A 13,364-nucleotide genomic window follows, 5' to 3' on the forward strand; every position below is an offset into this window, starting at 1 on the left:
AAATGCCAAGAAGCAGAGACAAAAAATCCATCGTTACGACGTGCTTTACCGATGATGCCGGCTGGCTGCTCACAGTTTTTGTCTCAAATGGCGCAGGTGCACTTTTCGTAGAAGAGCTGTCTCTCAAAACGAGCCTGAGACAGTTCAACCACATACACGCAGCATCTCTTTCGATCAAGAATCACCCGTTTACACCCTTCGTTTGCACGATTCTACCACTTTTGCGGGAGGAAATTGCGGCAGGGTGGGCAGAAATGCAGGTCGTGCATAGCGATGGCTGGACCGAAAAGGTCGAGATTCAAATCGACGGATCCTCGACGGCTGCGTTGTCGCCCACCGCCTTTTCGGAAGAAGCGCTGAGCCGGGCCGTTGGGCATTTCCGTTCGATGGGATTGCCGTTCGCGCGCGCGCTGGCTTTCGGACATGCCATGGCAATGGCGGCTCCATGGTCCGGTCAGACGGTGCCGATGGCGCAGCCGGACGATCGCGATAACGCCCAGGGTGAGTTGCCAGTCGACGAGGTCACCGCGGCGGTCGCTCCGTACTTCGACCCCGCCTACTACCGGGCCACCTATCCCGATCTTGCGACACTCGGCTCCGGGACATCGGATTCCGCCCTTTTGCATCATTTCTGCCGGATCGGTTGGCGCGAGGGACGGAATCCCAGTTCCGCTTTCGACACCCTCTACTATGCAGCGGCGAACCCGGACGTTACGGGAGCCGGGATCAACCCCTTCTGGCACTACGTCGTCGCCGGAATGGCCGAGGGCCGCCGTGCCAAGCCGCATGACGGGCACCGGCGTGCCATCCTGCGGAGCCTTCCGCCGGTGCCGACGCGGCGCGAAGCCACCGTTCCGAACGCCGTGACACGCCTGCACCGCGAGCGGCTTGCCGAAGCGCTGACCGAGCGATCGTGCATCCGTCCCGGCGCTCAGCGGCGTGGACGCCGGGGCGTCGTCCTCTCCGTCAGCCACGACTGCTACATCCGGTCCTTCGGCGGCACCCAGATCGTCATCTCGGACGAGCAGAAGCGCTTCAACGTACAGGATTACATCTACATCCACATTTCGCCCGGCCTTCCGGTGCTGTTGATCGACCCGCAGGGTCCGGGCGCGGATCTGTTGGAAGTGGTGGTCGACGGCGTCCATGTCGGGACATCGAACCACGACGACCTCGCCTGGTCTCTCGCAAAGTGCTTCGATGGCCGCGCTCTCGACCGCCTGTTTACGGTCCACTGCGCGCTAGGCCACCGGGTAGACGGGCTGGTCGCGCTGCAGCGCGCGGTGAAATCATCCCGCAACTGGTTCTGGGTGCATGATTTTTCCTCCCTCTGTGCCAATCACACCCTGCTGCGGAACGATGTTTCCTTCTGTGGGGCGCCGCCGCCCGACAGCACTGCCTGCGCCATCTGCATCCACGGCGGGGAGCGGAGCCGCCATCTCCGCAGCATGGAGCGGCTGTTCACCGAAATCCGCTTCCATGTGGTGGCACCGTCGCGCAGCGCTCTGGACCTGTGGCGCCATGGGACGTGGCTGCCGGCGCTGTCGACCGAGGTGCTGGAGCATTGCCGGTTCGTCGAGAGCGGATTGCGGCTTTCGGCCGGCGATGGCTCCACCGTCGGCCTGCCCGGAAATCCCGTGCGTGTAGCTTTCGTCGGAAGCCCGACCTTCCACAAGGGCTGGGGCCTGCTTGAGGATCTGGTCGACGCATTGCGCGGCAGCTTCAGCTACCGGTTCTACCATTTCGCCGCACCCGGACTGCACCGCGGTCTTCCGGGCGTGGCGGAGGTCGCAGTGACCGTCACCGCCACCGACCGCCACGGCATGGCGGAGTCCCTGGCGGCCCATGCCATCGATCTGGTCCTGGTCCCGTCCGTCTGGCCGGAAACATTTTCCTTCGTGACCCACGAGGCGTTGGCTGCGGGAGCCGATGTGGTGGCGCTGGAAACCGGCGGCAACGTTGCCGCGACGGTGTCCCGGCTGGGGCGTGGCCATGTTTTCCGCAATGAAAGCGACCTTCTGGAGTTCTTCACCAGCTTCGCGGCGGTGGAGTATGTGCGCGACCGCCTGCAGGTGGGGATCCCGGCGGGCACGCTCGACCATTGCGGAGCGACGGCGGCGCTCGTCGAACGGACGGAGGCCAGGACATGACCGGCGTGCATTGTTTCACCAGCTTCACCTACAGCTACCTGTCGCGGGCGCGCGTGCTGGCGCAGACGCTGCGCCGCGTGCATCCGGATTGGACCATGTGGGCGCTGATCGTCGATGAGTTGCCGGACGGCGTGTCGGCGACGGAGGCGCATGCCGGCTTCGACAAGGTGGTCTTTGCGCGCGATCTCGGTATCCCGCACTTCGACAGCTGGATCTTCGGCCACGACGTCGTGGAGGCCTGTACCGCGGTGAAGGGGCGCATGCTGGCGGAGATGCTTCGGCTCGGCTGCGAGACGGTGGTCTATCTCGACCCGGACATCGCGGTGTTCTCGTCACTCGATGAGACGCTCGGCCGGCCCGACGACGGGGCGATCCTGCTGACACCGCACCAGATCGACCCGAACGACACGCTGCCCGTCATCGCCGACAACGAACTGGGATCGCTGAAATACGGGACCTACAATCTCGGTTTCATCGCGGTACGCAACGTTGCGGAGGGGCGCCGCTTCGCCGACTGGTGGGCGGATATGCTGCACCTCGCCTGCTACGACGACCCGGACAACGGGATTTTCACGGACCAGAAATGGTGCGATCTGGTGCCGGCCTTCTTCGACGGTGTGCGCATCCTGCGTGACCCGGGATGCAACGTCGCAAGTTGGAATCTCAGCCGGCGGCAAATTGAGATCGGGCACGACGGCGGCATTCTCGTCAACGGCAGCCCGCTGAAGTTCTATCACTTCACCAAGATCAATTCCGTCGGCGACGTGATGACCGAACGCTATGCGGACGGCAACATTCACGTCCACGAACTCTGGCACTGGTACAAGCGGGCCATCGCCGCTCCTGCTGGCCCTAACATCCCGCGCGACTGGTGGGCCTATGGCCGTTTCGACAACGGCGTGCCGGTCTCGCGGGAGGTTCGTCTCCTCTTCCGCAACGATCCGTCGCTGGCAACGGCATTTCCGACGCCCTTGCGAACGAAGGGGAGCTGCTTCTTCGATTGGCTGGCCCGGGAGCGGCCGGAAATCCTGAAGACCGGTGCCGTCGGCTTCGTGGTTCTGGGCATGCACCGCAGCGGCACCTCGGCGCTGGCCGGCTGGTTCGGCAAGCGCGGGGTCTGCCAAGGCGACCGCTTCATCGGCGCCGACGATGGCAATCCCGACGGCTACTGGGAGCACGAGGAGTTCGTCACCATCAACGAGCAACTGCTTGCCGCAGCCGGCGGCAGCTGGGACACGATCGACATGGCCGCGCCCGAAAACAGCCAGGCTGCCGACGGATCGCTCTCGAAGCGGGCGCAGGCCTTCCTCTCGGATCTGGGCCGCGACCGGCGCCTCTGGTTCCTGAAGGATCCTCGCCTTTGCCGCACGCTGTCCTTCTGGATTCCGCGTCTGGAAGCCCTGCCGGCGCGCATCAGTTATCTGCACGTTGTTCGCGACCCCTGGTCGGTGGCTCGGTCGCTGGCGCGTCGCGACGGACTGTCCGCCGAGCACAGCCAACTGCTCTGGGCGCTGCACAACCTGGAGGCGGAGCAGCAGACACGCGGGCGTCCGCGAGTGTGGCTGGAGTTCGACACGATGGTCGCCGGGGGCGACGAGGCCGTGCTCGCCACCATCCAGGCCCAACTGCCTGACGGCGAGTTGGATGACCTCACGGTCGATCTGGAGCAGGACGCCATTCATGCCGACCGGGTTCGCTCGGCCGGGTCGCGTAGCGGAGTCGGCGACGACGGTCTGTTCGACGTCGGGCACCTGCATGGTCTCCTGACGGCTCTGTGCGAGGACGATGGCCGAAAGTCCCTCATGGCGGAGATCGATGGATGCCGTGAGCGTCTCTTCCGCCAAATCCGGACCTATCGCACGCTGCTGCTCGACCAAGAGCGCGAGGCGTTGCGGGCAAGGGCGGAAAGGCTGACCGCCAAATCGCAGGAGCGGCTGGACATGTGGCGACAGACCGACGAGCAACTGCGGGCGATGACCGAGCAGCGCGACCGGGTTCTGCGCCTGCTGCAGGAGCGCGCCCCCCATCCCCTCAGCCGCTCGCGTTGAGGCTAAGCGATTACCGGTCAGCCGGCGTGGTGTCTTGGAATTCCAGCAACGCGCCTTCCGCGGTCGATGCCGGCAGCAGCAGCCCTGCCCGTCCGTCGCGCAAGAGGTATCGATCGATGCCGAGACGGATCTGCATTGCGCAGTCGGCTGAGGCGTCAGCATCTTCCAGCGGCAGTGGACTCAAGGCTTCATCATCGCGATAGCCGGCCGGGATGCGGCTGGGCAGGCGGAGTACGACGTGCAATGGACCTTGCCCCGGCATGCTGCACGATGGAACGGTAAAGCGCACCAGCCGGTGTCGGACGCAGATGAGGGAGGAGAAGGCCGGGTTCGGTCCGACAACGTCCACCGTCATCCAATCGCCTTCCCGATCCAGCGTCTCCAGCATCACGCCATGAACGTCCATCGTCCCGTCGTCGATCGCAAAAGCCGCGCGAAATCGACACTGCGCGGGCAAGGCAGCCCCGGCGTCGGGAGGATCAACACGGGCGACATCGATGGGATCACCGGTCAGATGGGCACCGATCAGCACGCCACCGACGCTGCACCGCAGTTGCAGGGGCTTGGCCAAGCGGGACTGATCGACAATGCCGTCGAAGACTAGGACGGAGCGCCCCTTGTCGACGGTTCCGCAGACCTCCCGCATCGGGACGTCTGGCGGCGGGCTCGAGCTGCCGTCGCTTTCCGTATCGACCAGCCAAGGCGGGCGGCCGGTGGCGTCCTGCACCAATCTTCCGGAGCGGAAAAGCGGGTTGGCTCGCGTCCGCAATCCGGCCCAGAGATCGAATACCGACCCGATATCGATAGCGACCGCGCCGACGGATTTGGCCCAGCAGCAATAAACCTTACCGAGAATTCCCGCGCCGATCAGGACGGGCACGCCCGGCCGACGCCGGACATGGTCGCTGATGAAGGCGCCGACCTCCAGATATCGGGTGGGGAAATGCGGGTTGAGCAGAATCTGTTCCAACTTTTCCGCCTGCGGAAGGTCGGAGTAATGCATCTCCGGCGGTATCAGGAAGGGAGTGACCTTAGCGATGCCAAAACGGTCGGCGACTGTGCCGGCGACATCACGTGAGGTGATCAGCACCACCTCGTCCAATCCACCGAGCAGCCTGTCGTAGAGGCCTTCCCGCTCCAAGTTGGTGTGGATGCCGGGGGAGGTGAGCATCGTGCCATCGGCAAGATATCCGAATTCCCGTACATAGAATGCGGCGGCCTTGAACGGATCGGACCGGTCGGCATCCGACACGGTGTCCGGGTTGGGAAGCCCCAGGATATCAGCGGTGAGGCAAGCCATCCTGAGATCGGCCTGGATTTGCTGAACGGCAGCATCCGGAAAGAATGGATGGCCGAACCACACCTTCATCATCTCGGAAACGGACAGCCAGTTGGTGTGGACCGGATACCCCATGATCCGGGCCTCACCGTCACCGAGCCGGATCAGGGAGAAGGGGCGCTTTTCCGAGATCGCCGAATGTAAAGCGTCGGCGACGTCGGGGTATTTCAGGTAGCGCTGCATGCCGCCCACCCTGCGGTGCTTGTCCGAAGGTGGCGCGTTGTAGCAGAGCGGCCGGGGCGTCGCAAGCGACCGGCCCGACGGACTAAGCCGATCCCGCTCAGGTCATGGGGCGGGGTCTGATTCCGAGTTCATCCAACCGCCGGGCCACCGCCTCGTAGAAAGCAGGAATGTAGTGGAACGGCTCGAGCCCCCAAATATGGTCCGGATCGGCCACATGGGTCTCGGGTGGAGCCTCAACTACCACAGCTTCCGGGAATAGCGCCTGGAAGTGCGCGTGGCACCGCTCCAGGCGCTCGTTGTGGGCCTGTCGCGATGCGATCCTGCCCGGCATGATGACAGTCGCATCCGGAAGCGGTGTCAGCCGCCCGCCGGGCGTGCGTTGCACCTCCGCCCAGGACGTGCGCAGAAGCACGATCCGGCAGCTGTTCTGTCCCTGCCGGTCCATCCACCGCCGAAAGCGCAGCATTCCCTGCTCCCACTGCGTCCACGCCTCGTCAGACAACCGGTCGATCCGTCTTGCAGAGGCCAACTCCGGCAGGTCCGGCAGTCCGTTCGACACCAGATCCCAGCTTTCGTTAACGACCAGCCCGCTGTCGAGCATGAGCAGGTCGAAACGCTCCTCGATCAGGTCGACAATCAGAAGGTCGGGCCGATGCCTGGCAATCGCCTGGGGAATCGACTTTGACAATTCGGCCGACAGCCATCGCTCCACGGCCGGCTCCAGGCTCCGACCGGTAAGGATCAACGCATCGATTACCGGACAATCGGGGGTGGGCGGGATCAACCCGGCGAAAGAGGTTCGCAGCCCATGGACAACGATCTGGCCACGGCCGATGCCGAGCGTGCGCAACACTTGGAGGGTTATGCAACTGCCGATTACCGCGATGCGGGAGGGCGGAAACTGTGATCCCATGTCTGTCATGACTGAACCGCTCTTAACGTTCTTTACATGGCCCGTCGGCTTGCATCATGACGATGCTCCCAGTTTGAGCATGATAACCGGCCGGTCCGCGACTGTGGTGGATTGTTGTCGACGGCGTCGAGCCGACAGATACCACAGGGTCGACGTTTCGATGGACGAGGCTTTCCCTCCCTGACCCTACTCGCCCACCCACCGGCGGAGGTGCGGCAACGGTGTTCCTTCCTACCATCTCCCCTCTCCGCTGAGGTACAGCAGGCCATCGAGTGGCAAGCTCTATCGATCGAGAACCACACCGCCGCGGGCGTGAAAGCAGCGCTACCCCGTCCCCACCCGTCGACTCCTCCCGCCTCCAGCGCGACCCTGTCCGCTTGAGGTTGCCCGCGCCGCGCAGGGATGCGCAGGCGGACGCCACGCTCGTTGGAGTGCACGAGCCATGGCCGAGGCTTCGCCGAACAGGACCGTCATGCGCACGTTCAAGTTCCGCCTCTACCCGACGGCGGAGCAGGATGCTCGTATGCGCTCCTGGTGCGGGGCTGTGCGGGCGGTCTACAACGCGGCTCTCCAGCAGCGGATTTGGTACGGCCGGCCAGCGGGAACCGATTGGCACCGGCGGGACTGCCGCTTCAATGCCAATCGGCAGGGGCTGGAACTGAAGCATGCCCGGGCTGAGTTCGACTGGCTGGCCGATTGCCCGGCTGACATCCTGATGGCGGGGCTGCGCGACCTCGACAAGGCGTACAAGAACTTCTTCGAGGGCCGCGCCCGCTATCCGTCCCTGCGGCGAAAGCACCAGAACGAGAGCTTCCAGTTCCGGGTGTTCCAGCATCGGAATTCCGATACCCGCCCCTTCTATATGCTGGTCGTGTTCGGCCGCGACTCGGTGAAGCTGCCGAAGATCGGGCGCATCGAGTGGGTGAAGCACACGCACGTCCGCGGTGAAGCCAAGTCAGCGACGGTGGTCAGGGAAGGGGATCGCTGGTTCATCTGCGTTGCCGCCGAGATTGCGCTGACGCTGCAGTCAGGCCCCGGCGGAGCGATTGGGATTGACATCGGCGTGGTGGTGCCGCTGATGACCAGCGAGGGGGAGGCGCTGCCGGTCGACCGAACACCTCTGCACTTGGAGAAACGCCGCCGACGGCTGCAATGGGAATTGTCCCGCTGTCGGCGCGGATCACGACGGCGGGCGAAGCGCCGCGAGAAGCTGGCCGCCATTGCCCGACGTATCGCGGCCCGCCGGAAGGCTCAGTTGCATCAGGTGACGACGGACCTCGCCAGCCGGTACGGCTTGGTAGCCATCGAAGACCTGCGGGTCCGGAACATGACGGCATCTGCGGCAGGCACGGTCGAGCAGCCCGGCTGCAACGTGAAGGCCAAGGCCGGGCTGAACCGATCCCTGCTCGATGTATCGCCCGGCCTGTTCCGGTTGCTGCTCACCTACAAGGTCACGGCGCGCGGCGGCATGGTGGTGGCCGTCGATCCCCGAGACACCAGCCGCACCTGCCCTGCCTGCGGGCATGTGGATGCCGAGAACCGCCGCTCCCAGGCTGAGTTCCTCTGCATCCGGTGCGGACATGAGGACAACGCGGACGTAAACGCGGCGCGCAACATTCTGCGCCGAGCGCTGGCGTCCCTGTCGTCGGCGACCGTTTCGGGTCGTCGTAAGGCGCCAAGCGAACCGCGAAGGCGGTCGGCAACGCCGAAGCCCAGCGTTAGCCCCTTGCGGGCCGGGCAGCCGAGCGAACATCAGATGCGGCCGAAGGGGTTGATCGTTCCAGATCAACTCCTTGTCCCTGGATAAGGTGCGGACGCCGTGGGTTCGCTCGGTAGCCGAAACCGCTGGCGGGTTAGGCCCCGTCCGGGTCGAGGTGCGGACACCGTGGGTTCGCTCGGTAGCCGAAATTGGCCGAATGCGAGCGCAACGGCGACCGGCGGTGCGGTCACTGCGATTTCGCTCGGTGGCCGAAACTGAAGCGGGACTCTTGGTGGTCGGCGCCGAGGTGCGGCCACTGTGGATTCGCTCGGTGACCGAAACCCACGACGCCAAGCAGGACGGCAGCCGGCGGGTGCGGCCACTATGGATCGCTCGACCACCGAAACTAGTCCAGCTGCTCGGCGGACAGACCAGTCGGTGTAGGCACTGTGGATTCATTCGAGTGACCTAAACAAAGTTCGCACGTGTGCGAACTTTGCCGACGGTGTCCACGCTACCGATTTGCTCGATGATCAAAACGCCCCTGCGGCGCTGGCGGGGTGACAAGCCTGCCGCCTGAGCCTGTGGCAAATGGCAACGCCTTCAACCTGCCGTCCACGGCCCTATCGAAAGGCATCGGGCACATCGCCATCGCTTTGGGTAGCTGCGCGCCCGCGCTGACACCCACCACACGAGGGGTACCTTGCCCCTCGATCTGCGTCACCATTCTGGTGACGCAGGCCGCTGAGGGCGGCCCCCGGTTGTGACGCTGGGGCGTGCCGAGCCTCGGCCGGGGCGCCTGTCGCTGCGCTGTGGCGAGCCTGCCACAGCCTCTGTGACAGGCTCTGTCGGATGGCGGCGCCGGGCGGCTTGCCGAGCTGTGAAGGTGTGGTCATTTCGGCCATACCTTGGGCGCGCCTGAGTCTCAGGCGATTCGCCATCCTCGGAAAATCCGAGACTGGTCTTCGGGCTTTCGCGGCGCTCCGGCGGCGTTCAGCAAGGGGCGGCCTCCAAGGCGCCTGCGAAATACAGGCGCCTTCAGCTAGTGCTCTTGTCCCCAGCCAAGGCATCAAGAAAACCCTGATACCTTCGGCCGGCGCCCCGTCCTCAGCAAAGGTATGGTGGAAATCACCATACCTTCCGCCGGCGGCATGCAGTCGATGACTGCACTACCCCTGTCCAAGCAGGAAAGGTGCCCGGTGCTGCTGGCCTGCATGGTTGTGATGACTATGCAGATGACGGGCGACGAGACCAAGGCGCGCGATCAGGCTGATGGCCTCGTCGGCGTACAGGGCGCCGGCCTCGTAGAGGCTCGTGATGAGCCGCTTCTGATGGCCCGGAGGCTCCCCGGCGCAAGCCTGCATGACGATGCGAACGCGCTCCGACGGGGCGCTGGCGTCGATCACGGTTTCCTCGATGGGGGCGATGCGGATCGGGATGAGGAAGCTCATGCCGTGGCTCCCTCCAGCCGGTCGGCCAGCGTATGCAGCCGGTCGGCGATGGCGCGAACGTCGATCGGGTCAGGATGCTGGGGCAGATGCTCCAGGTCCTCGACGATGCCGCCGATGGTCTGGGTGGGCGTCAGCGGCCGGGCGATGTGCAGCCGGCGGCGGACGGGGAGGCGGATCACAGGGGCGGCCATGTGGCCCCCAGGTGGCTGAACGCCAGTTCCGCGATTGCAGCGGCGGTGGTCGGGCAAAGGCCAAACCGGCGTGCGATGGCACAGGCTGCAGCGGGGGTTGCATCGAAGGCAGTGAAGGGGGTAAAAATCGGAGCAGTCAGCAGTCCGAATTTACCCGCCGCCCCGGTCGCGCTCGCCACAAGCGCGGTTTCGGGGCGGTGTTGTTTCAGGGGCATTGTTACGCGGCTTCCAGGCTGGCCGCGAAGGCATGGATGCTGGCAACCGGCACCAGCGTCTTCGTTCCGAGCTTCTTGCGCTCCAGCTTTCCTTCATTGAAGAGGGCGAAGAGCTTCGTCTTACCAATATTGCCCAACATCCTGCGGGCAGTTTCAGTATCGACAAGAACGGGTTCGATTTGGCCCATGGTGTTCTCCGTTCCTTGCGATGTCACTCGACTTCGCTGCGGTTCGGAGACTGTCTAATCTTCTGAAATCGCCGTCTATAATCGCCAAATCGCCGAATTTATATTCTTGGCGATTTGATTTGGCGATTTGGTTTCTCTCCCCTCGTCAGCTTGGCGTATTTCTTATGTTCGGCTCGAATCTGGGCGCGGGTCACCTTTCCGAACTTCTCAATAGCGGCGGTATGGAAGGTCGCTTCGTCTACCTTCCCATTGGCGGCCATATAGATCGGCGCCCATTCCGCCAAGTCTTTGGTGATCCTCTTTTTTCTCTGCGGCGATGTTTCCTCAGTATTATTGCGGGAATAAATTGTCATAGTCACAATGGTTTCATCACTCGCGGCGGGAAATTCCTCTTTGTTAGTCTGATTCGTATTCTCAACAATTGGCTTCTGAGGCCAGAGACTGGTAACGACGGTCCGAGGGCACAGCAACGCCGTCCAGCGTTCACCTGCCGCATCGACGGCGCTGCCCATTCTATCTCGGTCGATCTGAGCGCCATGCCAGAAGACTTCAGGTACATAGCTCCGGGTCGACTCAATCTGCCTGCGATCCCCGATCATGTCCCTGGCGATCATGCTGCGCTGGCCGCTGGCAGATAGCCGGCCCTCTTCCAATGCCGCCTGCAACTCATCTAGAGCTTCATTCGGCCCCATTGTTGCCGGAGCAGAACCGGCGCCGTACCGAAGGCACAGGCGTGCGTGGGTGATCTGCTCATCGTCCGCGGGGTACGCCCGAAAAACTATCCAGTGTAGGGACTGCCCCAAGGTCCAGAACCGGGAAGTTCGCACGCCGCCTTCGCTCAGTGCAGCGGCGTCATTATTTGGCTCGGCCGCTACAGCACCAGAAGGCAACCATGCCGGGCGCGGCCAGTTCAACGGAGCGCTGCTGAACCATTCGGCGAGGTCGGTTGGCGACAGACGTAGATGGTCGAGATAGGCTGCACGGGCAGTCGGATCGTATTTTGAAAGGGAAACAGCCGCCATTCCTTCGAAGGTTAAGTGAGCAAACGGGTCGCCACCGTGTTCCGGGCGTAGATAGTGCATCGCCTCCAAGATGAGAGCCCGTGAGAATGAAATCTGCTCCCGCTCGGAAGTCATCACCCCTCGAGACTCTTCATCCGAATGATCGCTGCCAAGCGGCCGGCGCACAGACCGTGTGACAATTCCATTTGCCTCGCCGTCGTACCTAATGGTGCTGCCATCCGGCATCTTGCGATTTTCCGGCCTCCGAAACAGGAAGGTCAGCGGCTCTCCATCGCGTTCAAAGGCTCCGCGCCACATGGCGCGGACCAGAACCGTTTGAATTTCCTCTGCGTCAGGAGCGCCTGGACATTGACTCCAGGCGCGCGAGATCTCGGCAAATGACAAAGCGTCTGGGAATGGAAAAAGGCTGGTATCCAAGAGACGCCTCCGCAGGCGCTAGCCGCAAGGAGGGTCGGCGCGGCGGGGTGATGCGGTGTCACCTGTTCCCCCCGTCGGGGTAGCCGCGCCGGACTCAGAATAGCACGAAACAGCAACATCGAAGACTCTGGGTGAAACGGCGCCCAATGAGGAAGGGCGGCCGGCTTCAAATCATCCGGTATCGTCGCCGGCTGGCCGCTCGCGTGCACCAGTCGCCTTGGCTGTCGGACCGATGGCGCAGAACTGCGCCCATTGGTCCATGAGCGTCCGGCGCTTCTCCAAAAGATCGCCGCGCCGATAGGCGGCCTCCACCTTGTTCTTGATGATGTGGGCCAATGCCATCTCGGCCACGTCGCTGGGGGTGTTCGTCGTCTCGGCCGTCCAGTCGCGGAAGGCCGAGCGGAAACCGTGGGCGGTCGCTTCGATCTTCATCCGCCGCAGCAACATGGTCAGCGTCATGTCGGACATGGGCTTGTCGGGCTTGCTGCCCTCGAACACCAGGGCGTCGCCATCATCGGGCTTGCGGGCCAGCTTACGGGCTTCCTCCAGCAGCTCGACGGCGCGCGGCGCCAGCGGCACCACATGCGGCTTGCCCGCCTTCATCCGCTCGGCCGGGATCGTCCACAGCTTGGCCTCGGTGTCGATCTCCCGCCATACGGCGCCGCGCATCTCCCCTGACCGCACCGCGGTCAGGATCAGGAACTCCATCGCCAGCTTGATCACCGGGCCGGTCTGGTCGGTCGCCCGCAGCTTGGTCAGGAAGGCCGGCACGTCATCATAGGGCAGGGCGGCGAAGTGCTCGGCCGAGTCCTTCTGCTTCGGCAGACCCTTGGCGACGGAGCGCACCGGGTTTTCCCCTTCCCGGAACGCCTTGGTGGTCGCCCAATCCAGCACGGTTCCGATCCGTTGGCGCACCCGGCGGGCCGTCTCCGGCTTCTCCAGCCAGATCGGCAAGAGCACGTCCCGCACCTCGGGCATGCCGATCTCGTCCACCTTCACCTGCCCCAACAATGGGAAGGCATAGGTTTCCAAGGTGGTGAGCCACTGTGCCGCATGCTTATCGTTCTTCCAGCCGTTCTTGTGCTCCTTGTGGCAGGACTCGGCGGCCTCCTTGAATGTCGGCACCACGCGCCGGGATGCGCGGCGGTCGGCGAGCGGATCGCCACCAGCCCGTGCGACCTTCCTCATGGCGGCGGCAGTTTCTCGTGCCTCTGCAAGAGAGACCAGAGAGACGGAGCCAAGACCGATGTCCCGCCGCTTGCCCTGGATGACGATGCGCAGGAGCCAGTGCTTGGCTCCGCTGGCGTCCACCTCCAGATACAGTCCGTTGCCATCGGCATGGCGGCCGGCCTTTGCCGCACGAACGGCGACCGCAGTAAGGGCCTTCTCGGGGTGACGCCCGGCACGTTTCGGCATCTTGGTTTGGTCTTTTATCCCCACATCCATCCCCACATTTTGGCGCGGGTTGGCGCGGTCGTCAAGGAACTTATAAGAACTCGCTCACCAAAACACGTCAACAATTTCAATGCATTACTGAACCTGAACGAA

At 63.8% G+C, this 13,364-nt stretch carries 10 protein-coding genes; 3 read left to right on the forward strand and 7 right to left on the reverse strand.

Annotated elements, in window-relative coordinates:
- The first annotated feature begins 2 nt into the window (after positions 1-2).
- Positions 3-2,150, forward strand: a complete 2,148-nt coding sequence (locus tag ABNQ38_RS29495) for a hypothetical protein (RefSeq protein WP_377810867.1) — start codon at positions 3-5, stop codon at positions 2,148-2,150.
- Positions 2,147-4,198 (forward strand): sulfotransferase family protein, encoded by a 2,052-nt coding sequence (locus ABNQ38_RS29500; RefSeq protein WP_377810868.1) that lies wholly within the window; start codon positions 2,147-2,149, stop codon positions 4,196-4,198. Before ABNQ38_RS29495 ends, ABNQ38_RS29500 begins: the two co-directional genes overlap by 4 nt.
- 10 nt (positions 4,199-4,208) lie before the next feature.
- Here ABNQ38_RS29500 and ABNQ38_RS29505 read toward each other — a convergent pair whose 3' ends face one another.
- Positions 4,209-5,720, reverse strand: coding sequence for a hypothetical protein (locus ABNQ38_RS29505; RefSeq protein ID WP_377810869.1), 1,512 nt, complete (start codon positions 5,718-5,720; stop codon positions 4,209-4,211).
- 97 nt (positions 5,721-5,817) lie between these two features.
- Entirely contained in the window at positions 5,818-6,642 is an 825-nt protein-coding gene (locus ABNQ38_RS29510; protein WP_377810870.1) for a DUF6270 domain-containing protein, read from the reverse strand.
- A 433-nt stretch (positions 6,643-7,075) separates the two neighbouring features.
- Here ABNQ38_RS29510 and ABNQ38_RS29515 point away from each other — a divergent pair, with 433 nt between their 5' ends.
- Positions 7,076-8,440, forward strand: a complete 1,365-nt coding sequence (locus ABNQ38_RS29515; protein WP_377810871.1) for an RNA-guided endonuclease InsQ/TnpB family protein — start codon at positions 7,076-7,078, stop codon at positions 8,438-8,440.
- A 1,061-nt stretch (positions 8,441-9,501) separates the two neighbouring features.
- Here ABNQ38_RS29515 and ABNQ38_RS29520 read toward each other — a convergent pair.
- The 5 genes from ABNQ38_RS29520 to ABNQ38_RS29540 form a co-directional block, all read right to left on the reverse strand.
- Complete coding sequence (locus tag ABNQ38_RS29520; RefSeq protein ID WP_377810872.1) at positions 9,502-9,783, reverse strand: hypothetical protein; 282 nt, start codon at positions 9,781-9,783, stop codon at positions 9,502-9,504.
- Entirely contained in the window at positions 9,780-9,974 is a 195-nt protein-coding gene (locus ABNQ38_RS29525; RefSeq protein ID WP_377810873.1) for a hypothetical protein, read from the reverse strand. The genes ABNQ38_RS29520 and ABNQ38_RS29525 overlap by 4 nt, the downstream gene beginning before the upstream one ends.
- A gap of 217 nt (positions 9,975-10,191) precedes the next feature.
- Entirely contained in the window at positions 10,192-10,377 is a 186-nt protein-coding gene (locus ABNQ38_RS29530; RefSeq protein WP_377810874.1) for a hypothetical protein, read from the reverse strand.
- A gap of 98 nt (positions 10,378-10,475) precedes the next feature.
- Positions 10,476-11,816 carry a hypothetical protein gene (locus ABNQ38_RS29535; RefSeq protein WP_377810875.1) on the reverse strand — a complete coding sequence of 447 codons (1,341 nt, stop codon included), beginning with the start codon at positions 11,814-11,816 and terminating at the stop codon, positions 10,476-10,478.
- A gap of 171 nt (positions 11,817-11,987) precedes the next feature.
- Entirely contained in the window at positions 11,988-13,232 is a 1,245-nt protein-coding gene (locus ABNQ38_RS29540) for a tyrosine-type recombinase/integrase (protein ID WP_377810876.1), read from the reverse strand.
- Positions 13,233-13,364 lie beyond the last annotated feature (132 nt).

It is taken from the genome of Azospirillum sp. A29 (assembly GCF_042604625.1).
Taxonomy (GTDB): Bacteria; Pseudomonadota; Alphaproteobacteria; order Azospirillales; family Azospirillaceae; genus Azospirillum; species Azospirillum palustre.

What these genes read in the sequence shown, in the direction of transcription:
- ABNQ38_RS29495 (WP_377810867.1), top strand. Translation starts at nt 3, where the DNA reads ATGCCAAGAAGCAGAGACAAAAAATCCATCGTTACGACGTGCTTTACC.
- ABNQ38_RS29500 (WP_377810868.1), top strand. Translation starts at nt 2,147, where the DNA reads ATGACCGGCGTGCATTGTTTCACCAGCTTCACCTACAGCTACCTGTCG.
- ABNQ38_RS29505 (WP_377810869.1), bottom strand. Translation starts at nt 5,720, where the DNA reads ATGCAGCGCTACCTGAAATACCCCGACGTCGCCGACGCTTTACATTCG.
- ABNQ38_RS29510 (WP_377810870.1), bottom strand. Translation starts at nt 6,642, where the DNA reads ATGACAGACATGGGATCACAGTTTCCGCCCTCCCGCATCGCGGTAATC.
- ABNQ38_RS29515 (WP_377810871.1), top strand. Translation starts at nt 7,076, where the DNA reads ATGGCCGAGGCTTCGCCGAACAGGACCGTCATGCGCACGTTCAAGTTC.
- ABNQ38_RS29520 (WP_377810872.1), bottom strand. Translation starts at nt 9,783, where the DNA reads ATGAGCTTCCTCATCCCGATCCGCATCGCCCCCATCGAGGAAACCGTG.
- ABNQ38_RS29525 (WP_377810873.1), bottom strand. Translation starts at nt 9,974, where the DNA reads ATGGCCGCCCCTGTGATCCGCCTCCCCGTCCGCCGCCGGCTGCACATC.
- ABNQ38_RS29530 (WP_377810874.1), bottom strand. Translation starts at nt 10,377, where the DNA reads ATGGGCCAAATCGAACCCGTTCTTGTCGATACTGAAACTGCCCGCAGG.
- ABNQ38_RS29540 (WP_377810876.1), bottom strand. Translation starts at nt 13,232, where the DNA reads ATGCCGAAACGTGCCGGGCGTCACCCCGAGAAGGCCCTTACTGCGGTC.